23 protein-coding genes and 1 pseudogene are annotated in these 23915 nt (G+C 41.1%); 8 read left to right on the forward strand and 16 right to left on the reverse strand.

Annotation, left to right across the window (positions count from 1 at the left end; genetic code table 11):
• Nucleotides 1-211: 211 nt before the first annotated feature.
• Complete coding sequence (locus JZ787_RS02990; RefSeq protein WP_168158404.1) at nucleotides 212-1000, reverse strand: IclR family transcriptional regulator; 789 nt, start codon at nucleotides 998-1000, stop codon at nucleotides 212-214.
• A gap of 217 nt (nucleotides 1001-1217) precedes the next feature.
• On the opposite strand from JZ787_RS02990, the gene fahA reads away from it, so the two are divergent.
• From fahA to JZ787_RS03005, 3 genes are read left to right on the forward strand one after another with little or no spacing between them, the layout of a single operon-like run.
• On the forward strand, nucleotides 1218-2501 hold the full coding sequence (gene fahA / locus JZ787_RS02995; protein ID WP_346311612.1) for a fumarylacetoacetase: 1284 nt from the start codon (nucleotides 1218-1220) through the stop codon (nucleotides 2499-2501).
• A 21-nt stretch (nucleotides 2502-2522) separates the two neighbouring features.
• Nucleotides 2523-3161: a maleylacetoacetate isomerase gene (gene maiA / locus JZ787_RS03000; RefSeq protein ID WP_346311613.1), complete on the forward strand. Its 639-nt coding sequence runs from the start codon at nucleotides 2523-2525 to the stop codon at nucleotides 3159-3161.
• Between the two features lie 21 nt (nucleotides 3162-3182).
• A complete protein-coding gene (locus JZ787_RS03005; protein WP_058952186.1) occupies nucleotides 3183-3758 on the forward strand; it encodes a VOC family protein in 576 nt (191 codons plus the stop codon).
• 267 nt (nucleotides 3759-4025) lie between these two features.
• On the opposite strand, the gene JZ787_RS03010 is transcribed toward JZ787_RS03005, so the two are convergent.
• The 8 genes from JZ787_RS03010 to JZ787_RS03045 form a co-directional block, all read right to left on the reverse strand.
• On the reverse strand, nucleotides 4026-5093 hold the full coding sequence (locus tag JZ787_RS03010; protein WP_346311614.1) for an ArsO family NAD(P)H-dependent flavin-containing monooxygenase: 1068 nt from the start codon (nucleotides 5091-5093) through the stop codon (nucleotides 4026-4028).
• Nucleotides 5094-5247: 154 nt separating this feature from the next.
• Nucleotides 5248-5952, reverse strand: a complete 705-nt coding sequence (gene arsH, locus JZ787_RS03015; RefSeq protein ID WP_346311615.1) for an arsenical resistance protein ArsH — start codon at nucleotides 5950-5952, stop codon at nucleotides 5248-5250.
• Nucleotides 5953-5957: 5 nt separating this feature from the next.
• Nucleotides 5958-7001, reverse strand: a complete 1044-nt coding sequence (gene arsB, locus JZ787_RS03020; RefSeq protein WP_346311616.1) for an ACR3 family arsenite efflux transporter — start codon at nucleotides 6999-7001, stop codon at nucleotides 5958-5960.
• A 7-nt stretch (nucleotides 7002-7008) separates the two neighbouring features.
• Nucleotides 7009-7482, reverse strand: coding sequence for an arsenate reductase ArsC (locus tag JZ787_RS03025; RefSeq protein ID WP_346311617.1), 474 nt, complete (start codon nucleotides 7480-7482; stop codon nucleotides 7009-7011).
• 6 nt (nucleotides 7483-7488) lie between these two features.
• A complete protein-coding gene (locus JZ787_RS03030; protein WP_062034393.1) occupies nucleotides 7489-7809 on the reverse strand; it encodes a metalloregulator ArsR/SmtB family transcription factor in 321 nt (106 codons plus the stop codon).
• Between the two features lie 57 nt (nucleotides 7810-7866).
• Complete coding sequence (gene arsC / locus JZ787_RS03035; protein ID WP_234951333.1) at nucleotides 7867-8301, reverse strand: arsenate reductase (glutaredoxin); 435 nt, start codon at nucleotides 8299-8301, stop codon at nucleotides 7867-7869.
• 478 nt (nucleotides 8302-8779) lie between these two features.
• A complete protein-coding gene (locus JZ787_RS03040; RefSeq protein WP_346311618.1) occupies nucleotides 8780-10516 on the reverse strand; it encodes a GMC family oxidoreductase in 1737 nt (578 codons plus the stop codon).
• 114 nt (nucleotides 10517-10630) lie between these two features.
• Nucleotides 10631-12076, reverse strand: a complete 1446-nt coding sequence (locus tag JZ787_RS03045) for a coniferyl aldehyde dehydrogenase (protein ID WP_346311619.1) — start codon at nucleotides 12074-12076, stop codon at nucleotides 10631-10633.
• Between the two features lie 153 nt (nucleotides 12077-12229).
• On the opposite strand from JZ787_RS03045, the gene JZ787_RS03050 reads away from it, so the two are divergent.
• Nucleotides 12230-13249, forward strand: coding sequence for an AraC family transcriptional regulator (locus JZ787_RS03050; RefSeq protein ID WP_346311620.1), 1020 nt, complete (start codon nucleotides 12230-12232; stop codon nucleotides 13247-13249).
• A gap of 30 nt (nucleotides 13250-13279) precedes the next feature.
• Here the strand turns inward: JZ787_RS03050 and JZ787_RS03055 are convergent.
• A pseudogene (locus JZ787_RS03055) lies at nucleotides 13280-13396 on the reverse strand (IS5/IS1182 family transposase); the annotation flags it as partial.
• A gap of 749 nt (nucleotides 13397-14145) precedes the next feature.
• Here JZ787_RS03055 and JZ787_RS03060 point away from each other — a divergent pair.
• Both JZ787_RS03060 and JZ787_RS03065 read left to right on the forward strand, forming a co-directional pair.
• Nucleotides 14146-15495, forward strand: a complete 1350-nt coding sequence (locus JZ787_RS03060; protein WP_346311621.1) for an outer membrane protein transport protein — start codon at nucleotides 14146-14148, stop codon at nucleotides 15493-15495.
• Between the two features lie 329 nt (nucleotides 15496-15824).
• Nucleotides 15825-16985, forward strand: a complete 1161-nt coding sequence (locus tag JZ787_RS03065) for an outer membrane protein transport protein (RefSeq protein WP_346311622.1) — start codon at nucleotides 15825-15827, stop codon at nucleotides 16983-16985.
• Between the two features lie 78 nt (nucleotides 16986-17063).
• Here JZ787_RS03065 and thrH read toward each other — a convergent pair whose 3' ends face one another.
• Nucleotides 17064-17681: a bifunctional phosphoserine phosphatase/homoserine phosphotransferase ThrH gene (thrH, locus tag JZ787_RS03070; RefSeq protein ID WP_078426022.1), complete on the reverse strand. Its 618-nt coding sequence runs from the start codon at nucleotides 17679-17681 to the stop codon at nucleotides 17064-17066.
• Nucleotides 17682-17883: 202 nt separating this feature from the next.
• Here thrH and JZ787_RS03075 point away from each other — a divergent pair, with 202 nt between their 5' ends.
• Nucleotides 17884-18618 (forward strand): phosphoadenylyl-sulfate reductase, encoded by a 735-nt coding sequence (locus tag JZ787_RS03075; protein WP_004694654.1) that lies wholly within the window; start codon nucleotides 17884-17886, stop codon nucleotides 18616-18618.
• Between the two features lie 161 nt (nucleotides 18619-18779).
• Nucleotides 18780-20159, forward strand: coding sequence for a wax ester/triacylglycerol synthase family O-acyltransferase (locus JZ787_RS03080; RefSeq protein ID WP_178896256.1), 1380 nt, complete (start codon nucleotides 18780-18782; stop codon nucleotides 20157-20159).
• Nucleotides 20160-20222: 63 nt separating this feature from the next.
• Here JZ787_RS03080 and JZ787_RS03085 read toward each other — a convergent pair whose 3' ends face one another.
• The 5 genes from JZ787_RS03085 to mreC form a co-directional block, all read right to left on the reverse strand.
• Nucleotides 20223-20396, reverse strand: a complete 174-nt coding sequence (locus JZ787_RS03085; protein ID WP_162841312.1) for a PA1571 family protein — start codon at nucleotides 20394-20396, stop codon at nucleotides 20223-20225.
• Between the two features lie 131 nt (nucleotides 20397-20527).
• Nucleotides 20528-21982: a ribonuclease G gene (rng, locus tag JZ787_RS03090; protein WP_004981336.1), complete on the reverse strand. Its 1455-nt coding sequence runs from the start codon at nucleotides 21980-21982 to the stop codon at nucleotides 20528-20530.
• A gap of 38 nt (nucleotides 21983-22020) precedes the next feature.
• Nucleotides 22021-22587 carry a Maf family nucleotide pyrophosphatase gene (locus JZ787_RS03095; protein WP_346311623.1) on the reverse strand — a complete coding sequence of 189 codons (567 nt, stop codon included), beginning with the start codon at nucleotides 22585-22587 and terminating at the stop codon, nucleotides 22021-22023.
• On the reverse strand, nucleotides 22575-23066 hold the full coding sequence (mreD, locus tag JZ787_RS03100) for a rod shape-determining protein MreD (protein WP_058952196.1): 492 nt from the start codon (nucleotides 23064-23066) through the stop codon (nucleotides 22575-22577). Before mreD ends, JZ787_RS03095 begins: the two co-directional genes overlap by 13 nt.
• Nucleotides 23053-23910 carry a rod shape-determining protein MreC gene (mreC, locus tag JZ787_RS03105; protein WP_004694667.1) on the reverse strand — a complete coding sequence of 286 codons (858 nt, stop codon included), beginning with the start codon at nucleotides 23908-23910 and terminating at the stop codon, nucleotides 23053-23055. The genes mreD and mreC overlap by 14 nt, the downstream gene beginning before the upstream one ends.
• Nucleotides 23911-23915 lie beyond the last annotated feature (5 nt).

Below are 23915 nucleotides of genomic sequence, written 5' to 3' on the forward strand. Positions count from 1 at the left end.
CTTTTTTATCGTTATTATTCGGAACTTGAATCAAGGCAACCAAAGTCTACGGGTTTCAGCTTAGCTACCTAGTTCGTGCTTCCCCCCTTCGCCTTTAGACAGCGCAGTAAAAAATCAAATATTTCGACTGCCAAGCTCCACAGCCCAATAAAAAAATCCACCAAAGGGTGGATTTAAAACTTAATTCATCTTTTCAATGTCATCGACGCTTTTATATGGCAGCGGCGGGATGAAATAAAGCATCGATCTGACGCTGTACGCCAAGAACATAATCAGTTGCTTGCTGCATTTGTCCTTCGGGTAACTGATCTTCTGTGCCAATACAAGTAATGACATGATCCAGTTGCTGCGTGAAATTAAAGACTGGAATACTAATCGCATTGATCCCAGCCATCATATCTCCTGTGACTGAAGCATAACCTTGACTCAGGATTTTCGCTTTCAGCTCTAAAAAATCCTCCCAATTTGCAGGATACTGCTCTGACTTAACGCTACTTTCCCATTCTTTTTCCAATAATGGCTTGATGATGTGCTCAGACTGATAGCAGGCATGCAAGCGCCCTGTCGCAGATTTCAGCAGCGGCATGCGTGAACCGACTCGGGTAATAATATTAAAGACATGGTTAGATTCTAGAGACTGAACCACGACCGCGCCATCGGCAAACCATTTACTGACATGAATACTGCAATTCAGATGTTGCTGAATGTCCTGAATATAACGCTGGCTTAATTCCAGCATATCTGTTCGTTTGAGTGCATTCACCCCAAAAGCATGTGCACGCTCACCTAAACTATAACGCCCATCCGTTAATTGCTGAGCATAGCCTTTACGAATCAAGCTCACCACATAACGGTGTACTTTGGCCGGATGCATGGATAAAACTTCGGACAGCTCTTTTAACATCATCGGTGCATTATGTGCAGTTAATGCATCTAATACGGTTAATCCAACTTCCAGAGACTGAACCCCTCCCTGTATTTTTTCTTCCTCAACACTCATCGCTTTACCCTGCTAGCTGCATTAGTTGTCATAACTCCATCGCTGAATTGTACTACTTAAATCAAAAATGTGAGCCATCTAAACCTGACTCTCTCATTCAGAGGAGTATAGCTTAATAATTTACATTATTCATAAATAAATTATTTATTGCGTAATTTAAAAATATAAGTATGATTCTATCTAGAACTTAAATTTTCCACGGAAAGGATCAATATCCATGAGCAAACGCTTGAAGTCATTTGTTGAAATTGCTGCACATTCAGATTTCCCGCTAGAAAACCTGCCTTATGGCATTTTTAGTGAAAAACACAATTCACAGGCCCGTGCTGGCGTAGCACTGGGAGAATGGGTGGTTGATCTAGCAGTACTGGAAGCGCATGGTTATTGCAAAGTGGCAGCTGGCAAACTGGTCTTTAATCAGCCGACACTGAACACGTTTATTGAATCAGGTAAAGCCAATTGGTCTCAGGTCCGCGCAGAATTACAAGCTTTGTTGTCCGCAGATAATCCTGAACTTCGTGACAATCAGGCCCTGCGTGATCAGGTTTTCTTCAAACAATCAGACGTCAAAATGCATATGCCGGTACACATTTCAGGCTATACCGATTTCTATTCATCTAAAGAACATGCCACCAATGTCGGTTGCATGTTCCGTGACCCGAAAAATGCGCTGCTGCCCAACTGGTCAGAACTCCCTGTTGGTTATAACGGTCGTGCCAGTTCGGTCATTGTGAGTGGTACAGATATTGTCCGTCCATCAGGACAAATCAAGCTGCCAGATTCAGAACGTCCTGTATTTTCTGCTTGTCGTAAACTCGACTTTGAACTGGAAACTGGTTTTATCGTAGGCAAATCAAGTCAACTGGGTCAACCTGTTTCAATTGAAAACGCTTGGGATCATATTTTCGGTATGGTGCTGTTTAATGACTGGTCTGCACGTGACTTGCAACAATGGGAATACGTGCCACTTGGCCCATTTAATGCCAAAACTTTTGCGTCGTCCATTTCACCTTGGATTGTGACGCTAGAAGCACTTGAGCCATTTAAAACCAGTTCACCTGAACAAGAACCGAAACCTTTGGCTTATCTACGTGAAGACAACAGCAGCAACAGCTATGACATTCATCTTTCGGTAGAAATTCAGCCTGAGAATGACGACAAAAGTGATGTGATCTGCACAACCAACTTTAAATATATGTATTGGTCCATGGCTCAGCAGCTCACACATCATACGATTGCGGGCTGTAACTTGCAGGTCGGTGATTTGATGGGTTCAGGGACCATTTCAGGACCAACTCCAGATTCTTATGGTTCATTGCTCGAAATCACATGGAATGCCACCAAACCTTTAATGCTATCAAATGGCGAACAGCGTAACTTCATTCAAGACGGCGATACCGTCATTATAAAAGGCTATTGCGAAAAAGATGATTTACGGATTGGCTTTGGTGAAGTCAGTGGCAAAATTCTGCCAGCAGTGGATTTTGGTTTTACCCAATAATTGCAGACTAGGATGTTGCTGATGAAACTGTATACCTATTTTCGTAGTTCTGCGGCTTACCGAGTTCGTATTGGCCTGAATTTAAAAGGTCTGACTGCTGAACATGTACCTGTCCACTTAGTCAATAATGGCGGTGAACAGCATAGTGAAAGCTACCGTGAGCTCAATGCAAGTGAGCTGGTGCCCACATGGGCAGAGCAAGATTTTGTCTTGACCCAATCGCTAAGTATTCTTGAATATTTAGAAGAAAAATTCCCAGACACGGCCCTGCTCCCTCAAGACTTGCAGCAGCGTGCTTTGATCCGTGCATTTAGTTTAAGTATCGCCTGCGACACCCATCCGCTCAACAACCTACGGGTACTTCAGTATCTGGTGGGTACATTGGAAGTAAGTGATGCGCAGAAAATAGCTTGGTATAAACACTGGGTTTTAACGGGCTTTAAAGCCCTTGAAGCACAGCTAGAACAGTCAAATGGCAAATTCTGTTTTGGCAATCAGCCTACCCTAGCGGACTGCTGCCTGATTCCACAAGTCTATAACGCTCTACGTTTTAATCTTGATTTATCGTCCTATCCAAAAATTTGTTCGATTTACACCCATTGCAACACTTTAGAAGCCTTTCAACACGCTGCACCTGAAATGCAGCCTGAAGCCGCTTAAGTTTTTTATAAGGATATAAAAATGACCATTCAAATTGAAAAAATCCACCACGTGGCCTACCGTTGTAAAGATGCCAAAGAAACGGTGGAATGGTACAAAAAAAACCTAAATATGGATTTCATTCTCGCCTTTGCTGAAGACCATGTACCTTCAACCAAAGCCTTTGATCCCTATATGCACCTATTCCTAGACGCAGGAAATGGTAATGTTCTGGCTTTCTTTGAACTGCCAACCCAGCCTGAAATGGGCCGCGATGAAAACACCCCAAAATGGGTGCAGCACATTGCACTCAAAGTCAAAGACCGTCAGGCACTGATTGATGCTAAAGAACACCTAGAAGCCAATGGTATAGAGGTCTTGGGCATTACCAATCATGGTATTTTCCACTCAATTTATTTCTTTGATCCAAATGGCCACCGTTTGGAACTGGCCTATGACGATGAAAAAGCGCCACAAAAAATTGCCATGATTACAGAACAAATGAAATATGACATGCTGGAAGAATGGAGCAAAACCAAACGCGCACCGCAGCATACGCACTTCCTACATGCAGATGAATTAAGCCAAAACTCTCGTACCGCCAAAGTAGACGCTTAAGTCTGGCGGAAGTTGTGCTGATGGTGAATGCCTTAGAGGCAACTTCAACGATGATAAAAAACGCAAAGCAGCTTCGGCTGCTTTTATGATTTAAATAGATAGGATTTCTTATTTTAATTAGCTACTTAGAGTACCTTAAATCTCCTATCAATCATCAATAATTGCTTTCCATTTGCTTCACGGCGAATCCTATTTCCGTCCTCATCCGTATCGAATCAAATTGTTCATGCATGAAACCTGTCTATGCATCCCTTTAAACTTATAGGTTTAAGCACCAGTCAAATAGGCAGCAATTTCATCAGCCGCAGCTCTTGCTGTTCTGGACACTCCAATTAAAGTCGCCGATGCCATGCCTGTCCACTCACCATAGCCAACCAACCATAAGTTATTTACTTTCATTGAACGCCCATTATGAACAGCAACCGTTTGATCAGGCTCTACCACACTAAGACCTCTTAAATGATTAAGTGCAGGGTTAAATCCTGTACACCAAATGACAGCATCTACCACTTGTGTTGAACCATCAGCCCAAATAACCGAATGCTCAGCAAATGCTACAAAAGGCTCTCGACTGTGCAAAACTCCTCGTGTTCTTGCCTCTTTGACACTGTCAATCATGACAATATCTCCCAACCCACCTGCGAGCTGTTCCAAACTCCGACCTTCCTGTTGTGCTTTTAAACGCTCCGTTGCACGAAGAAACAAGACCCGCCCATCCACATCATCTGATAAAAATGCTGGTGCTGTCATCGTGACCCAAGTCGTTTCTGCCACTTTTGAAACTTCGGCAAGAATTTGTGCGCCTGAGTTACCACCACCGACAACGATGACTTTCTTATTTTTAAAAGGCGCTGCATTGACATAGTCCGCTGAATGAAGCTGTATTCCTTTAAATTTTTCACGTCCAATATCATTAGGAATATGAGGCTGGCTCCATGTACCTGTTGCACTGACCACAGCCTTTGCCCGCCAATATTGATCTCCAGCATACACATCTAAATAGTCATCTTTTTGTTCAATATGATCGACATGGACTGGCCGAATGGTCGGAAATTGATAGCGTTGCTCGTATGCCGACAAATATTCGATCACTTCATTTCGCGTTGGGTAGGTGTGTTCAGTCGTTGGCATCATCCAACCCGACAACGAACTCCATGTATGCGGTGAAAAAAGACGTAGCGACTGCCATGCATGCAGCCATGCACCGCCAGCTTGCGATTGATCATCTAAAATCACAAATGAAACTTTTTTACGTTTGAGAAAATAAGCTGTAGCAAGTGCCGACTGACCACCACCGATGATAACCACATCGACTTCTGCTTGTAGTTGTGCCAAAGCCACTCTCCCATTTGCTATAGTGAAGCCATATTCATAATTAAAAAATCTCAGTCTATTCAACAAACTAAGCGACTTTTAAAAATTGATCAAATCTGTAATTGGGCTTTTCAATTGCACAAGCTACTTTTCAACATCTTTGATCATCTAGAGTTTATAAACTCCGTTGATTGACACGCTTAGATAATTCTTCTGCCGACTCTTTTCGTTCTGAATAACGATTTGTGAGGTACTGACTTTGTCCGCGGGTGAGCAGGGTGAACTTATACAGCTCCTCCATGACATCGACAATTCGATCATAGAAAGCTGAAGGTTTCATCCTGCCATCTTCTTCAAACTCTAAAAAAGCTTTGGGAATAGACGATTGGTTTGGAATGGTGATCATGCGCATCCAACGGCCTAAAATACGCATCTGGTTTAAGCTGTTAAAGGACTGCGAACCACCACTGACTTGCATCAAAGCCAAAGTCTTTCCTTGTGTTGCACGAATTGCACCACCCGCTAGAGGTATCCAGTCAATTTGCGATTTGAAAATTGAACTCATTGAGCCATGACGTTCCGGCGAACACCACACCATACCTTCTGACCAAGCCAGTAAATCATGCAATTCTTTAACCTTTGGATGTTCTGTGTCTGCATCTTCGGGTAAGGGTAGGCCTTTTGGATGAAAGATTTTTACTTCAGCGCCAAAGTGCTCCAAAATACGTCCTGCTTCCATCACCGCCAATCGGCTGTATGAGCGCTCACGGTTTGAACCATACAGCAGCAAAATACGCGGTGGATGATCCAGCGCTTTAGCTTGTACTTTTTCTAAAGTAGGTTGATCGAGAAGATTCATATCTACATTTGGGAGAGTCATAGAAATTACACCTCTGCTTTAAAAAACTTTTTTCTAAGCCACAAAGACACACTGACTAAAGCAATCAACACGGGTACTTCAACCAGTGGACCAATCACCGTCGTGAATGCGACGGGTGAAGCCAAACCAAAGGTTGCAATCGCGACAGCTAAAGCGAGTTCAAAGTTATTTCCCGCAGCAGTAAATGAAATAGCTGTGGTTTTAGGATAGTCGTTCCCCATCCACTTACTCATAAAGAAACTAATGAAAAACATCACAATAAAGTAAATCGTCAATGGAATCGCAATACGCAAGACATCGAGTGGCAAGCTCACTACATCGTTTCCTTTAAGGCTAAACATCGCCACAATCGTGAACAATAACGCCAGTAAACTCAGCGGACTAATCTTGGGTAAAAAGGTATTTAGATACCAAGCCAAACCTTTCGTACGAACCAAAATAAATCGGGTCATAAAGCCAAGAAAAAATGGAATCCCTAAGTACACCAGTACCGCATGGGTAATGGTCCAGAAATCTACATTGATTACCTGTCCTGCAACACCAAAATAAGGTGGCAAGAAGGTTAAGAATAGCCAAGCATAGGTACTGAAGAATAAGATTTGGAAGATACTGTTAAAAGCCACCAATGCAGCAACATATTGGTTATCCCCACAGGCCAAACCGTTCCACACCAAGACCATCGCAATACAACGAGCCAGTCCTATCAAGATTAAGCCTGTCATGTATTCAGGATAGCTGTGTAGAAAAATGATGGCTAATGCAAACATCAGAACAGGTGCGATGAGCCAGTTTTGTACTAAGGATAGCGTCAGCGTTTTCTTATCTTTAAACACCTGTGGCAAAGCTGCATAATCCACTTTGGCTAATGGTGGGTACATCATCAAAATTAAACCAATCGCAATTGGAATATTAACGGAATCCACACTCATTTTATCCAATGCCACTGAGGCTTGTGGAAAGAACACACCTATCGCTATCCCTAAAGCCATGGCAATAAAAATCCATAGCGTGAGGTTACGATCTAAAAAGGATAATCTTTGTTGAGCCATGATGATCTCATTCAATATGCGAAATTTGATTGATCGCTGCAATCAACTCAGGACGAGACATATATGCTGTATCAAGTGCAAGTAAAGCATCTAAACGGCGATTGATATGGTCGACTGTCACTTGGAAAGCTTTGAGCTTTTCTTCTTTCGGTAAATCTAAATGTGATGGATCAGCCAAGCCCCAATGTGCTTTGATCGCACCACCCAAATAAAGTGGACACGCTTCTTGTGCTGCTGAATCACAAACCGTAATCACCACGTCAGGTTGGTATTGTTCGCATTCATCAATGGTTTTACTCCACAAGCCATCTGTTGAAAGAGCAAGATTTTCTAGAGTTTCAATGGTCAACGGATTCACCTGTCCAGATGGCTGGCTGCCTGCACTATAGGCTTTCCAACCCTCTAGGGCACGACTATTAAACAACACTTCGGACAAAATACTGCGACAGCTATTTCCTGTGCATAAAAAAAGAAATTTCATATTGTTCTACTCGCAATAACTCTTTATTTGCGAAAAAGGGCGTTCAATTTGGGGCTGTAAATCAGCATTTTTGAGGGTATTTAAGACGTCTACGCACCAAGTGGGTAAATTAGGATTGAGACTGTAATAGACCCATTGCCCTTGACGTCGATCTTGTAAAAGACCTGAAGAACGCAGTAAGGCTAAATGCCGCGAAATCTTAGGTTGGCTGAGTTGTAGTTTTTCAGTCAAATCACAAACACACTGTTCATTATTTCCAAGAACCAACATGACGATATTGAATCGCGTTTCATCAGCTAAACATTTAAAAAAATTGATTTGATCCATACTTTCACCTACTCAAACCTCTGGATATAGCAATACTTACAGATACCCAGTACATATTTATTTTAATCGCTGTCCATTTGCATCCAACACTTGTTCACCATCTTCTTTAGTGAAAGCACCCTTTTGTGGGAGTGGCAGAATTTCTAAAACCAGTTCTGACGGACGACTTAAACGAGTTCCTAGTTCAGTCACCACGAATGGGCGGTTAATCAAAATTGGATACTGAAGCATAAAGTTAAGCAATTGATCTTCAGTCCAATCCTCTTGATCAATTCCTAATTCTGTATATGGAGCAACATTTTTACGAATCGCTTCTCTCACCGTTAAACCTGCATCCGCGATCATTTGAATCAGTTCATTTTTAGATGGAGGTGTTACAAGGTACTCAATCACTTCAGGTTCAATATTGGCATTACGGATTAACGCCAATGTATTACGTGATGTACCACATTCAGGATTGTGATAGATCTTCACTTTTGGAGTAGCAGTCATTTACTCAAACTCAATGGAATCTTTACATATATTTATATATGTATAATCATATATATGCAACTCCATATTTAAAGAATGAAAAATGATCTATTTTGAATATATAGTGATCGAATGAGCATGTTAAAATTAGATAAAATATAAGATTTAGAGGTCAAACTATGGAAACAGTCATGATTACTTTGATCTTAGTTATTATTTTGATTTTACTAGTCATATTTTATAACAAGAAAAAATAAACTATGGCTTTTGGGTCTATGAATAGACTCAGTAATGCCCCCCAATTAATCGGTAAAAAGGTAAGATAGCTTTTTGCTCTCTTCTTAGCTTAGGAATTTCTGAATTATAGCCCATAAAATCAGCAACGACCTCTAACGCTGTAATACAGCGTTAGAGGGATAATGATCTAAAGATTGTATTGCTTCGGCTGTCTATTTTGCCTTATTAGGCACCATCACCAGCCCAAACCATATTCCCTTTTTTAAGCATTACTTAATGCACTGGCTAAATCACCAGTACCCTTCAAGTCAGACACCTGTCCCTCCAAAGGCCGACTAAATTCGATACGCTGAATCTTTGCTGCCCGCTCTGCGGAGAACACTGGGATTTGACTCATCGCAAATTCGGACAGTGCGGTAATGGTCAGTGAGGGATTCACACCTAAATTTCCAGGTACAATCGAACCATCTAATACGCGTAAATTTTGATAACCAAAGACTTGACCTGTGAAGTCCACAACGCCATTCGACTTATCATTGCCCATCGCGACACCACTCATAATATGTGCTGTTGTTGGCGTTCCCAGTAAAATTTCGGTAAGTGCAGAACCCGGTTCTCCACCTAACTTTTGTGCAATCATTTTAGTGGCTTCTTCGGCCGCAGGGAATGAAACGGTGAGTGGCGTGTCCCCTTCTTTTTGCACGGCAGTGATACTATTCTGGAATAATCGATACCACTTTCTACGCCATTCAAAATGAATGAATGCTTCAGACTTCTGCATTACCAATAAAATGATCGAATCTTTGGCTTTACCCTTATAACGCAGTACTTTAAAGGTTTTTAAGGGATGTAACAGTGTATTGAACACAAACTTCATAAAGCGCATAAAGCCCTGACCGGTCACCATCGGCACGTATGGAATATAAATCCATGAAGCATCCGCACCTTCAGGGAAACGTGTGACCTCGATATTGGTATCTGCATCGACCGAAATAAAAGAGCTGATTGCTACCCCATCATCCAGTTTTTTTCCTGTGTTGTTTACTGTGGTTAGGGTTTCCGAATTCGTCCGAACTTCCTGTCCCAGCAATGAAGAAATATTGGGTAAAGTTTTATGCTGATCACGCATTTTTAACAACATCGGTACAGTGCCCATTACACCCGCAGATAACACCACCCCACGACTGCGCAAACTATACTGACGAACATTCTTTCCTAAAGTTTCTTTGACTATTACTTCGTAACCTGCGCTACCATCCTCATTCAGTGGTGTAATTTTCACCACTTCAGAACTTGGACGAATTTCAACGCCATTACGTTCAGCAAAATACAAGTAATTTTTCATGAGGGTATTTTTGGCATTACTGCGACACCCCAACATACAAGCGCCACAATAAATACAGGAGTTACGATCTGGCCCCTCTCCATTAAAATACGGGTCTTTCGCTAATTGACCTTCCTGACCAGCTGCTTGCGAAAAGAATACCCCTGTGTTGACCGTTTTAAAAGAGTCTGCATATCCAATTTCACTCGCAACTTCTTTTAAAGTGTCGTCTGCAATATTGGTATAAGTATTATTCGCTGTACCCAACATACGTTGAGCGAGACCATAAAACGGCTTTAAGGTTTCTTTCCAGTCTTTACGAATCTTGGTCCATGCCTCTGACTCAAAAACTGCATCAGGTGGAATTAAATGTACATTGGCATAAATTTGTGAGCCCCCACCGACGCCCACCCCATGCAAAATGGTGGTTTTACTGGTGAAAGTAAATTGCATCGTACCTCTGAATCCCAGTTCAGGCCGCCACAAATAGTTTTTGGTGTCTAAATTGGTGGTTGGAAAATCCTTGTCTTCACGGCGTAAGCCTTTCTCCAAAATCAGGACTTTATAGCCTTTTTCACTGAGGCGTAAAGCACTGACCGATCCACCAAAGCCTGAGCCAATCACGATTTGATCAAAATCAAAATCAAAATCAAAATCAAAATCTTTATTATTCATCCTATTAACTCCTTTAATAGTTTTATTTTTCTGTTTTTAAATACACTAATTCCTTCACTTCAAAATATCCATCTTGAAGTGAAAAGTGATGTTGAGGTTTTAAAATTTAAGCGCTTATGACTTCATCCGAATCAATAAATTCAACAGCCAATTGGCAAATTTCCCATACGGTGGCGCGAGAAACTTCAAACTTGAAAAACCTGCCTGATAAAACACAGGGCGCATTTTAGAAAAAGTCAAAAAGCCTTCATAACCATGATAGTGCCCCATGCCACTGGGGCCGACCCCACCAAAGGGTAAGTCATGCTGCCCAACATGAAATAAGGCATCATTGACCGAAACCCCGCCCGACATAACTCGGCTGATATAAAATTCGACTAAGCTTTTATTATTGCTAAATGGATAAAAGGCCAATGGACGATCACGCTGAACAATATAGTCAACCACATCTTCAGGCTTTTGGTAGGTTTTGACCATCAAGATCGGGCCAAAGGTTTCACGCGTATCAATTTCCATCTCATCATTACTGTTCAACACCAAAGTCAGTGGAAATTTTCGTGTCGCAGCATCAGGCTCTTGCCGATTTAAATTAATCAAACTGGCCCCTTTGGCTTCAGCATCTGCCAAGCTATGTACTAAGCGCTGAAATGCGCGCTCATCAATCACAGAAGTATAATCTTTGCTATGAATATCAGGCACATGTTCCTGCACCCAAACTGATGTCGCTTGAATAAACGCTTGTAACTTCGACTCATGTACAAATAAATAATCGACATTGGTACAAATTTGTCCCGCATTAAACTGTTTCACAAACATAATGCGTTCTACAGCTTTATCGATGGGATACTCAGGGTCTATCACCGCAGGAGATTTTCCGCCTAGCTCCAGAGTCACAGGGGTTAAGTTTTGCGCTGCAGCAGCCATGACTTTACGCCCTGTCGCACCAGAGCCAGTAAACATCAGGTGGTCAAACGGCAGTTTTGAAAAAGTGATGCCCACTTCACCAGTCTCATCGAAAATCTGTAATTTTTCCGCTTTAAAATATTTGGGGCTTAATTCAATCAGCAATTCAGCCAAATGTCTTGAATTTTCAGACATTTTAACCATAGCCGTATTTCCCGCAGCAAACACGGCCGACAACTGTGAAAACATCAAATTGATGGGGAAATTCCACGGCACAATAATTCCAATCACCCCCAGTGGCTGAGGAATTACGCGGTTCTTCGCACCAAAATACAAGCTATGATCGACATGTCTTTTTTGTACTTTAGTCCACTGTTTCAAGTGTTTGATGCTGCCGTTAATATCATCTGTGACCGTAATAATTTCTGCCAGTAAGGTTTCATGGCGTGAACGATTGCCATAATCGCGATTCAGGGCTTCAATAATTGCTTCACGGTGATCATTAATCAGCGCTTTTAAATTCAGTAAATGTTGCTTGCGTTGCGCAATTGTTTCAATGCCTTGTTGATGAAAGCTTTTGCGCTGCAATTGAAAACAATCGTGTAATGTCTGTTCTATCACTGTTTGCTCGATATGAGGCTGAACCGTAAGTTGCATATGCTTTTCCTTTCACGGCTAAAAATGGTGATTTAATACTTCTTTTCTATGTTGGTTGAGATAATCTCTTATCCTACTTTAACAAATGGCTTGAATTATGCTTGACTTTTTAGGACACTAAATTGATCTTTTAGGACAACACGGAATGTTGTGATGGGAAGTTATATTCGTGCAGCCAGCCTCGGCGGTTTTGAAGACTTAGTCCGTAGTTATGGCATCAACCCTATAGAAATCTTGAAAGAGATCGGGATTTTACCTGCTTTACTCCGCGATCCAGATTCATTTATTCATTATGATCATTATTTAAATTTATTGGAAAAAGCGGCCTTAGCCTGTCAGGATGACTGCTTCGGTTTAAAACTCGGCGCACTCCAAAATATTAGCACAATCGGTTTGATTGGCGTCTACATGTCCCGACAAACGAGCATACTTGAAGCCTTAAGCGTGGCGCAAAAATATGTCTATTTACATGCTGAAGGCATTGTCTTCCACGTTTCGCAGCATAATGCTCTACTCTGTAAGTTGAACTTTGTTCGATTAAGTGAATACAACACCGATGTACCACAAAAATCACAACTGGCCATTTGCCTTGTCGCGAATATTCTCAAAGATTTGATTGGCCCACAGTGGCATGCAGAAAAAATTTGCTTCAAGCAAAAAGCACCACAAAAAAGTGCTCAAACTTTCCAAGCACATTTTTCATGTCAGGTAGAGTTTGAAACCGATGAGGATGCGCTTTATTTTCCCGCAAGCTTTTTAAGTTATAAACCCTATAATTTTAATGAAGATGCCATCAATCAGCTGATCGTACAACAGCTTGAAACACAAAGCAGTACCAAAACTGAAGATAATACGGCACTGATAGAGAGTTCAGTCCGCATGCTGATGGCGACAGGAGACTGCAGCATTGAAAATATCGCACTATGTATGGGCATGCATCCGAAAAAGCTTCAACGCACTTTAAAAATGCAAGGAACAAACTATCGAGATATACTCGAAAATGTCCGAAAAAAAGAAGCACTTCGTATGCTTGATGCAGGCAATGTGAATTTGACGGATATTGCTCTACAGTTGGGCTATGCAGAGTTATCTATTTTTAGTCGCAACTTTAAAAGTTGGTTTGGCGTTCCTCCAACCGAGTTAAGAGACAAAAGTCGAAGCCATATTGTATGACTTCTGGTTTTGCTACTTTGTTCAATAATGAGCATACCTCTGAGTTTCAAGATCAAACCAAATGGCAATATTTCCACGATTAATGAGAACTCGGTTATATGTGGAGCAATTGCTTGTACGGTAAATTTTAGGTGCTGGCTTCTTCATTCGGAAATTATATTGCTAAAGATGGCTTTAAGAATAGGTTTGTACAACAAAGCCCATCCTTCTAATCATTTATGGTTCACAGTAGAGCGATAGCGAACTAAAACTCTAAATTTTTTAATAAATTATGCTTTTAACAGTATAACAAAACGATAACTTATTTAAGCCAAGATAGAGTGCTGATTACACCGCTTAATGACCATCTGTCTTCATTCATCTATATTTAAAACTAAGGATTTTTGCTCTTAATATTTGATTCAACTTTTATATATTTTTTATAACACAGCACAATATTCCGCAACAATTATCATTGCTGCTGTAGACAATATTAATCATGTAAAGAACAATAACTTGATCTTATATAAAAATAATCGATAAATGATTTAAAAAATATAATTTTGTATTATAAAACAGTAAAGAAAAACAGTGATACGCATCGCAAAAAGGATTTATGTTCACGCTTAATTGAGTAATTTTTAACCAAAAAATAAATTTTATATTTCAAATTATATATTTATATTTTTCATTAACTTAAGTTTAAAAAATATGTTTTTTTAGTATAAAAACTCTATTGTGATCACTTTTTGAACTGATTAGTTATGTCTAGAGCATTTACTCTTATTTTAATTGTGCTATTTTTGTGACACGGAGTAACAAATGATTTCGGTTAACCGACTTCTCCAAAAGCCAAAAAACATAAACACAAAATGAGCAACAAACATTTGCATTTGCACCTCAAGGAAAGACGTAGAATGAAATTAAAGACTTTAACTACAGCAATGATTCTAGCAACTGTACCAATGACAGGAGCATTTGCCGCTGCTCTAGATCGTTCAGGTCAGTCTATCTCTGCATTCTTACAACCGGGTAACTACTTTGAAGCGGGTATTTCTGTATTAGATCCAGATGTATCTGGTAAAGATAATTCTGGCAATAATACAGGTGATATGGCGGGTGACTATTATTTCCCTAGCGCTGCGCTTAAACTACAACTGACCGATCATATCTCTTTTGGTTTATTATACGACCAACCATTTGGTGCAGATGCAGAATATACTGGTAAAAATAACTTTGTTGCCAGCGCATCAGACGGTGTAATGCCTGGAACAGCATTAACAGGTGGCTTACCAGTAGTGACTGGTGGGTCAGCGTTGGGGCCTATAGTCGTGAATGGTGTACCTGTTGCAATAGGTTTAGCTACACCAATCGAAGGCAATACTTCTGTTGAAGTGGATACTCAAAGCCTGAACTTTATTTTTGGTTATCAGCCGACTGAAAACTGGAACCTTTATGGTGGCGCAGTCTATCAGACGATTAAAGGAAGTGTTTCACTCCGAGGCCAAGCATATAGCTTATATAATGGCTACGATGCAGGTATCAAAGAAACAGGTGATGTGGGCTGGCTAGCAGGTATTGCTTATCAAATTCCTGAAATTGCATTAAAGGCTTCTATTACTTATCGCTCTGAAATTGATCATGATGTCGATGCTAAAGAAAATATTCCTTTAATTGACCCACTTGGTACATTATTGGTTTCTGGCGGTGCTGTTACTCAAAGCCAAGTTGATGCTATTAAAAATGCAGATGGCAAAACGCGCATTACGACACCACAATCTGTCAATTTAGACTTGCAATCTGGCATTATGGAAAATACTGTTGCCTTTGCCAATATCCGCTGGGTCAATTGGAAAGACTTTAAAATCCAACCAACTCAATTCGGCGCACTATCACAGTTGGCTGGCGGATTACTTCCTGCATTAGGGAAACCAAATGGCTTTAATTTAGTTGATTACTCTGATGATCAATGGTCAGTAACTACTGGTGTAGGACGTAAACTAAATGATCAATGGGCGGGTAACGTTTCTGTAGGTTGGGACTCTGGTGCAGGCAACCCTGTAACCACTCTTGGTCCAACTGAAGGCTACTGGAATGTAGGTTTAGGTGTTCAATATAGCCCAACCCCAGCAACCTTTATTGCTGGTGGTGTAAAGTACTTCTGGTTAGGCGATGCTGATGCTCAAACAGGAGCACATTCAGCAGCGGGCACTTTTGAAGACAACGATGCTTTAGCATACGGCTTAAAGATCGGTTACCGCTTCTAATTTCTAAAAAGGAAAAAACCATCTGTAAAGATGGTTTTTTCCTTTTCAACAATGACATCCACGCTCTTTTTTATACACTTGTGATTCATTTGAGCAACAAATAAACACTTAAACATTTTGCATAATATTCAATCAGCCACTCAGCATCTAAAAATAAATCCATATAAATCATAAAATTAATATTTTTTTTTAGTGTTTTTACTCTACACAAGTACAATTTTTAACTTTTCAGTTCATTTTACAACCGTAGTTGAGCATTTACTCTTTTTGTATTTATGTTACTTTTCGTGCCAATCACTTACATAAAGCTACAACAAGGAATGTTCCCTATGAAGCTTACAGCTCTTCGCTCTGCTATTTTGCTCAGCTTAATCCCAACAACTTCAGTATTTGCTGCAGGTCTTGATCGTTCAGGTCAATCTATTCTGCCATTTCTACAATCTGGAAATTATGCAGAAGCATCGATTAGTGTGCTCGACCCAAGTGTAAGTGGCAAAAGCAACAACGGCGCAACTGTTACTGACATGGCGGATGACTATTATTTCCCATCTGCTGCACTTAAAGTTCAAGCAACCGACCATTTTTCTTTCGGTTTACTTTATGACCAACCTTATGGTGCTGACTCACAATATTCATCAGATCTAGGCGCTTTTGGTGATGGTACTGAAGGAACAAGTGTAAAAGTACGCACCAATAATCTTTCATTAATTGTAGGTTACCAGCCAACCGAAAACTGGAACATCTACGCAGGTCCTGTTTACCAAACAGTTAAAGGTAATGTATCTTTACGCGGTACAGCCTACTCATTACTTTCTGGCTACAACATTGACCTAAAAGAAGATGATGCAGTTGGTTGGTTAGCTGGTGCAGCTTACCAAATCCCTGAAATTGCACTAAAAGCTGCTGTTACTTACCGTTCTGAAATTAAACATGAATTAGATACAACTGAAACATCAAATATCTATATTCCATCATACGGTATTGATCTACGTTCTGTGACAAGCCAAACAGAAGTGGTTACACCACAATCTGTGAACCTTGATTTCCAAACAGGTATTGCAAAAGATACTTTAGCTTTTGCTAATGTACGTTGGGTACATTGGGATCAGTTTGCAGTAAGCCCAGCAGCTTTAGCAAGTGCCAGTAAACTCGCTAAAGGTAAGGCTCAGAATTTAATTGACTACTCAGATGATCAAATTTCTGCAACCGTTGGTGTAGGTCATAAATTTACTAGCAAATGGTCTGGTTCTGCATCTGTAGGTTGGGATTCTGGTGCCGGTAACCCTGTAACCACTTTAGGTCCTGTTGAAGGCTTCTGGAGCGTAGGTTTAGGTGGTCAATACAGCCCAGCTGAAAACTATTTCGTACAAGCAGGTGTAAAATACTTCTGGTTGGGTGATGCAAAAGCTCAAACTGGCGGTACAGTTGTTGGCGACTTCAGCGATAATGATGCTATCGCTTATGGTTTAAAATTTGGTTATAAATTCTAAACCGTAGCATCAGATCCAATAAAAAGGCGCATCTATTGAGATGCGCCTTTTTATTTTCGTGGATATGGCTTGTTTGTTTTAAGCCGGGATATCACGAACTGAAGCATTACGAATTGCCTCTTTTAAAGCTTCATAACCATGAATTGCAGGGAATTGCGGGAACTCTTTAATCACATTTTCTGGTGCATCAAACAAAAAACCTTTATCCGCTTCACCTAACATAGTCGTGTCATTATAAGAATCACCTGCGGCAATCACACGGTAATTTAGTCCATGCAATCCTTTAACTGCTTCACGTTTTTGGTCAGGTTGGCGGAGCTTATAGGCTGTAATCATACCCTTTTCATCAGTTTCTAACTTATGGCAAAAAATCGTTGGCCAGCCCAGTTGTTTCATTAATGGGTGTGCAAACTCATAGAAAGTGTCTGACAAAATAATCAGCTGAAAATGTGTACGTAACCATTCAACAAATTCTTTTGCGCCTGGAAATGGGCCCATCTCAGCAATGACTTCTTGAATATCATTTAAGCCTAAACCATGTTCTTTTAATATATTCAAACGCTGTGTCATGAGCACATCATAATCAGGAATATCACGTGTGGTTGCTTCAAGCGCTTTAATGCCTGTTTTTTTAGCAAAGTTAATCCAAATCTCTGGAACTAACACCCCTTCTAGATCAAGGCAAACAACTTCCATGAATACTCCCTTTTATTTACGTGGAAAAATTTTGAACTATCATAGCTTAATATTTGTCTAATGCATTGATGTTTTTTAAATCTATTTTTTTCATAAGCATTTATTTTTTAGTGATAAGTGGCTTATTTCAACTCTATTAAAATACGCAGCAAATAACGTAATATAGGTCTTGTTAGATTCCAAGCCTATTGCCAGGATACTCATGACAACCATTCCAACTATTGATCTTGTTGATGCTCTCGCAGCTGAATATGCTGATAAATCGCCAAGTGAAATTTTAGCACTCGCACTAAATCAAACGGGTGAAATTGCCATCTCGTTTTCAGGTGCAGAAGATGTCGTACTTATTGATATGGCTGCTAACTTAGGTAAACCCTTTCGTGTCTTTAGCTTAGACACTGGACGTTTACATGCAGAAACCTATCAATTTATCGAGACTGTACGTAAACACTACAACATTAATATCGAAATTTGTTTCCCAGAAGCAGATGCCGTTCAACAACTGGTCAATGAAAAAGGTTTATTCAGCTTTTATCAAGATGATCATAAAGAGTGTTGTGGTATCCGTAAAGTTCAGCCTTTACGTAAAAAATTGGCGACTTTAGATGGTTGGATTACGGGTCAACGTAAAGACCAAAGTCCCGGCACACGAACTGAGATTCCAGTTGTTCAAGCAGATGTAGGATTTTCAGGTGAAGGCAAACAGTTGATTAAATACAATCCTCTTGCCAACTGGTCCAGTGCCGATGTGTGGAGCTACATCCGCATGATGGAAGTGCCTTATAACCCATTACATGAACGCGGTTTTATTTCTATCGGCTGTGAACCATGTACACGTCCAGTGCTACCAAACCAACATGAACGTGAAGGACGTTGGTGGTGGGAGGAAGCGACACACAAAGAATGTGGCCTGCATGCAGGTAATTTGAAAAAGTAAAGACCAAAACCACTGCTTCGCAGTGGTTTTTCGCAACCAATGGATACACACAAAGCGCTCCCATTGTTAAAAAAAATCGATATACTAGCTTTAAGTTCTATAATTCTAACAAGATTGCTCACATAGGAGCGGTCAGATATTGCAGTGAGGCAATCCAGACTATGCGTCCATTACATCCGATTGACTTTATTTTTTTATCGCTTGAAAAACGCCAGCAACCCATGCATGTCGGTGGATTATTCTTATTCCAAATCCCTGAAAATGCACCTGCCAGCTTCATTCAAAATTTAGTTGCAGATATTCGTAACTCCAAATCTATTCCTATTCCTCCATTTAACAACAAACTCAACGGTTTATTTTGGGATGAAGATGAAGAGTTTGATCTTGATCACCATTTTCGTCATATCGCACTCCCACAACCGGGGCGTATTCTTGAACTGCTCACTTACATTTCACAGGAACACAGTAGTTTAATTGACCGCGCTAAACCGTTATGGACCTGTCATATTATTGAAGGCATTGAAGGGAATCGTTTTGCCATGTACTTCAAAATTCACCATGCGATGGTGGATGGTATTGCGGGTATGCGTTTGGTGGAAAAATCATTATCACAAGATCCAAACGCAAAGAGTATTGTGCCACCATGGTGTGTTGAAGGCCCTCGTGCGAAGCGTTTAAAAGAACCGAATGTTAGTCGCTTTAAGAAAATAATGAATGGCGTAATGGGCCAGCTTGAGTCCACACCGCGTGTCATGTATGAATTGTCACAAACCGTCATGAAAGACATGGGACGTAATCCTGATTATGTTTCAAGCTTCCAAGCACCCAGCTCTATTCTTAACCAGCGGGTTAGCTCCTCCCGCCGTTTTGCAGCACAGTCTTTTGAGTTTGACCGTTTACGTCATATTTCTAAAAGTTTGGGTGTCACGATTAATGACATCGTACTGGCTATTTGTTCAGGTGCCTTACGTGAATATTTATTGTCCCAAGACGCACTTCCTAAAAAGCCTTTAATAGCCATGGTGCCTGCCTCGGTTCGCGATGATGATTCGTCTATGTCGAATCGTATCACCATGATTTTGGCAAATTTAGGCACGCATAAAGAGGATCCTTTAGAGCGCCTTGCAATTGTTCGTCGCAGTGTGCAAAATGCCAAAGAAAAGTTCAAACGCATGAACTCAAACCAAATTTTGAACTATAGTGCGTTTGTTTATAGTGCGGCTGGACTCAACATTGCCTCAGGCTTACTGCCTAAGCGCCAAGCGTTTAATCTAGTGATTTCAAATGTTCCTGGCCCACGTGAACCATTGTATTGGAACGGGGCACGACTCGATGCGCTATACCCTGCCTCAATCATTTTGGATGGTCAGGCACTCAACATCACTATGACCAGTTATTTAGATAAACTTGAAGTTGGTTTGACTGCTTGCCGAAATGCACTGCCGAAGATGCAGAATCTACTCACGCACTTAGAAGAAGAGATTCAACGCTTTGAAGCGATTGTGGGGGTCGAAGGCCCAAAGTTGCAAGCGGTCAGTTGATGCCGCAAAACGAATCAGAAATACAAGAATAATCAATAAAACTAAGGGGCTTCGATAAGCCCCTTAGTTTTTAATGCTACGACATTGTTTTAATAATTGATGACACGCAGTACGAATCATGGCAGTTGTAATTTGTACTTCTTTACCCTGATCATCCACAATATACGCATTATGCGTTACTTTCGCATCTAATAAATGTTTCAAACTAGGTTGAATAATTGCTTCTCTAACACCCATATCACACCTCATTTGCTAAACCTATTTGGGAGAATAAGCTTTGGCTATTTCCGTGTTTCTAGTATTAAAAATCTAAGATCGAAAGTAAAATTTCAGTTGTAACAACTATTTAACCATATATTGTTACAATTTCAGCTCAGAATGATATCGTATTGCTCTTGCGTATATAAATTTTCCACCTGAAATTTAATCACACGACCAATGAAATGCTCTAAATCCGCGACTGCTGGCGCTTCTGCGGTTAATAAGCGGTCAATCACCGATGGATGCGCAACGACAGTAAAGCCAGTCTGAGATTGATACGCACGTGTATATCTCATGATTTCTCGAAAGATTTCGTAACATACAGACTCAGCTGTTTTCACATAACCTCGTCCCTGACAGGTCGGGCAAGATTCACATAATAAGTGCTCTAATGATTCACGCGTACGTTTACGTGTCATTTCGACCAAACCAAGCTCAGAAACCTGTGTAATTTTGGTTTTTGCATGGTCTTGCTCAAGCATCCGCTCAAACTGAGTCATGACCTCAGTTCGATGTTCCTGCTCTTGCATGTCAATAAAGTCGATAATAATAATACCGCCTAAATTGCGTAGTCTCAGCTGGCGCGCAATGACCTGTGTCGCTTCCATATTGGTTTTAAACACAGTATCTTCTAAAGAGCGGCCACCCACATATGACCCTGTATTGACATCAATAGTCGTCATAGCTTCAGTCTGGTCTATCATCAAATAACCGCCAGACTTCAACGCAACACGCGTCTGTAGTGCTCTTTGAATGTCTTCTTCGACATTATACAAGTCAAAAATTGGGCGCTCACCCGGATAGTGAATGAGACGTTCTTTGATATTCGGGACAAATTCTTCTACGAACTCTTGGAGCTTGCCATGTATTTCACGCGAGTCGACTGAAATTTTAGCGGTCTTTTCACTCGCAAGATCGCGAATAATGCGTTGGGGTAAAGGCAGTTCTTCAAAAATTAACGATGGCACCGCAATACTGATTTGCTTGCGCTGAATAAATTCCCAAAGTTTTGCCAAATAAGCCATATCTTGTGCAATAGCAGCTTCCGCAATTCCATCAGCGGCGGTACGAACAATCACTGAACCTGGGAGCTTATGTTCCGCTTGAATACGCTCAATCATCGAACGTAAACGATCACGTTCAGCTTCAGACTCAATGCGTTGAGACACACCCGTATGATTGCCATAAGGCATCATCACTAAATAGCGCGAAGGAATAGAAAGGTCGGTTGAAAGCCGAGCCCCTTTGGTTCCCAGCATATCTTTCATGACTTGAACAGTAAGAATTTGTCCCGGCTGTAAGAGCTCAAAAACATTCGGGGTGGGTTGATTACGTGACCAAACCATATCATTAATATGTAAAAAAGCAGTTCGTGACAGCCCGATATCGACAAAAGCAGCCTGCATTCCCGGAAGAACACGAACCACTTTACCTTTATAAATATTGCCCACTAAACCACGTTTCACCGTACGCTCAATAAATAATTCATTGACCGTGCCGTTTTCAATTAACGCGACGCGACATTCCATAGGCGTGACGTTAATTAATAACTCGTCAGACATAACAAACTCAAAACATTATAAAAAATCTTTTGAGACAGTTAATTTAGTGCCTTAACTGCCTGTAATAATTGTACCGTTTCATGCAACGGAAGTCCCACGACATTGCTATAGCTTCCCTCTATACGTGGAATATAACGTGCTGCAATGCCTTGTATAGCATAGGCTCCCGTCTTGCCAATGGGTTCAGATGTAGCCCAATATGCTTCCATATCATTCAGGCTTAAATGCTGAAATTCGACTTCAGTACGAACTACTATACTTGAAATTTGCGTATTTGTACGGACACAAACCGCAGTATATACATCATGCTTACGCCCGGAAATTTTTTCCCACATTTCAAATGCATGCTGCTTAGATTCTGGTTTGCCTAAAATCTCTTGATCGACCCCTAAACTGGTATCGGCAGCAATCACAATTGCATCAGGATATTGAAGCTGCACTGCCTCAGCTTTGGCACATGCCAGTCGCTCCACATAATGAGCTACCGACTCGCCTGCTTGTACAGACTCATCAATATCTGGACTATAGATATCAAATACTAGACCGAGCTGCTCAAGCAGCTCACGGCGACGGGGCGAACTGGATGCTAAAATTAAACGCGCCATTTCTTCAAGATGAAATAGACCATAGGGAAAGTCAGCACACTACTCAACAACGGTTGCCAATGACGTGCAAGGGAAAACTGTGCCCCAATCATAATTTGTGCGATCCAGGTAATAAACAAATGCGCGATCACAGCCAAGGTAGCGATGACCCAAATATTGGCAAAGGTCATAATTCGACGTTCCCGCGTTAAAAAACGGGACACAAATGTAATCAGGACAAAGCTGAGCGCGTTTAAGCCCAAAGGTGCATCAAGTAGTAAATCGGTGAAAATCCCGACTGCAAAGGCAAACCAAATCCCGCTCCATGTCGGCTGGCATAGCACCCAAAACAGCATCACCATCATCATAAACAGTGGACGCCAACCAGAGAGCGCATAAGACAAGGGATAAACCATCAACACTGAAGCAATGATCACCGAAAAAATGATCGGAAATAAGGGGTCACGCTGTTTGGCAGCACGAAGTTTAGCGATCGGCATGTGGTTGCTCCATCGCTAAAGAATCGGAAAATAACACAACGACATGATGCCCACCCGCTAACTGTGCAGCAGGAACAACATCAATTTGAGCAAACTCGCCTGAATTATGACGACTGATTTTTGAAATGGTGCCCACCAGATAACCTGCTGGAAAATGCTCACCTAAACCAGAGCTATACACTTTTTCACCCACTTTGATTTCGGCACTGGTCGGCACGTATTCCATTTTCAAATGACCCAAATCTCCAGTCCCTGAAACAATGGCACGCATTCCAGATCGCTCTAAGCGAACCGAAAGAGAATGTTCTTTATCTGAAAGCAACATGACACGACTACTATGCGGATAGACATTAATAATCTGTCCCATAATACCTTTGTCATCGAGCACGGTTTGCCCGACCTTCAACTGACTGTTGGCACCACGGTTTACCACAATAATATGACGCAATGGATCGGCATCTGTCCCAATGACTTCTGCAATTTCCATACGACCATCAATGATCAAAGGTGTATCTAACAGACCGCGTAAACGCGTATTTTCCGCAGATAATTCAGATAATTTTTGTAAACGCACCTGCGCCTGCAATAACTCGGCTTGCATCGCGGTATTTTCACGGCGCAATTGAGCTTCAGACTTGGTTTGTTGATTCAGCCACTCTCGCGATAACACGGGATAACTTGCTACGGCATAAATTGGATTATAAGCGGCGTACAAGACATCTCTTGCAGGTTGAATCACATGCGGCATGCGCCAGTTAAAAAACAGCACGACCAAGCATGTGATCACTGCAATGATAAATGAGCGAAAAGATGGCGGTTGTCTGGAAAACAGATTTGTTTGCACCCGCC

Origin of the sequence: Acinetobacter sp. BWR-L5, assembly GCF_039655985.1 — a bacterium.
Taxonomy (GTDB): Bacteria; Pseudomonadota; Gammaproteobacteria; order Pseudomonadales; family Moraxellaceae; genus Acinetobacter; species Acinetobacter johnsonii.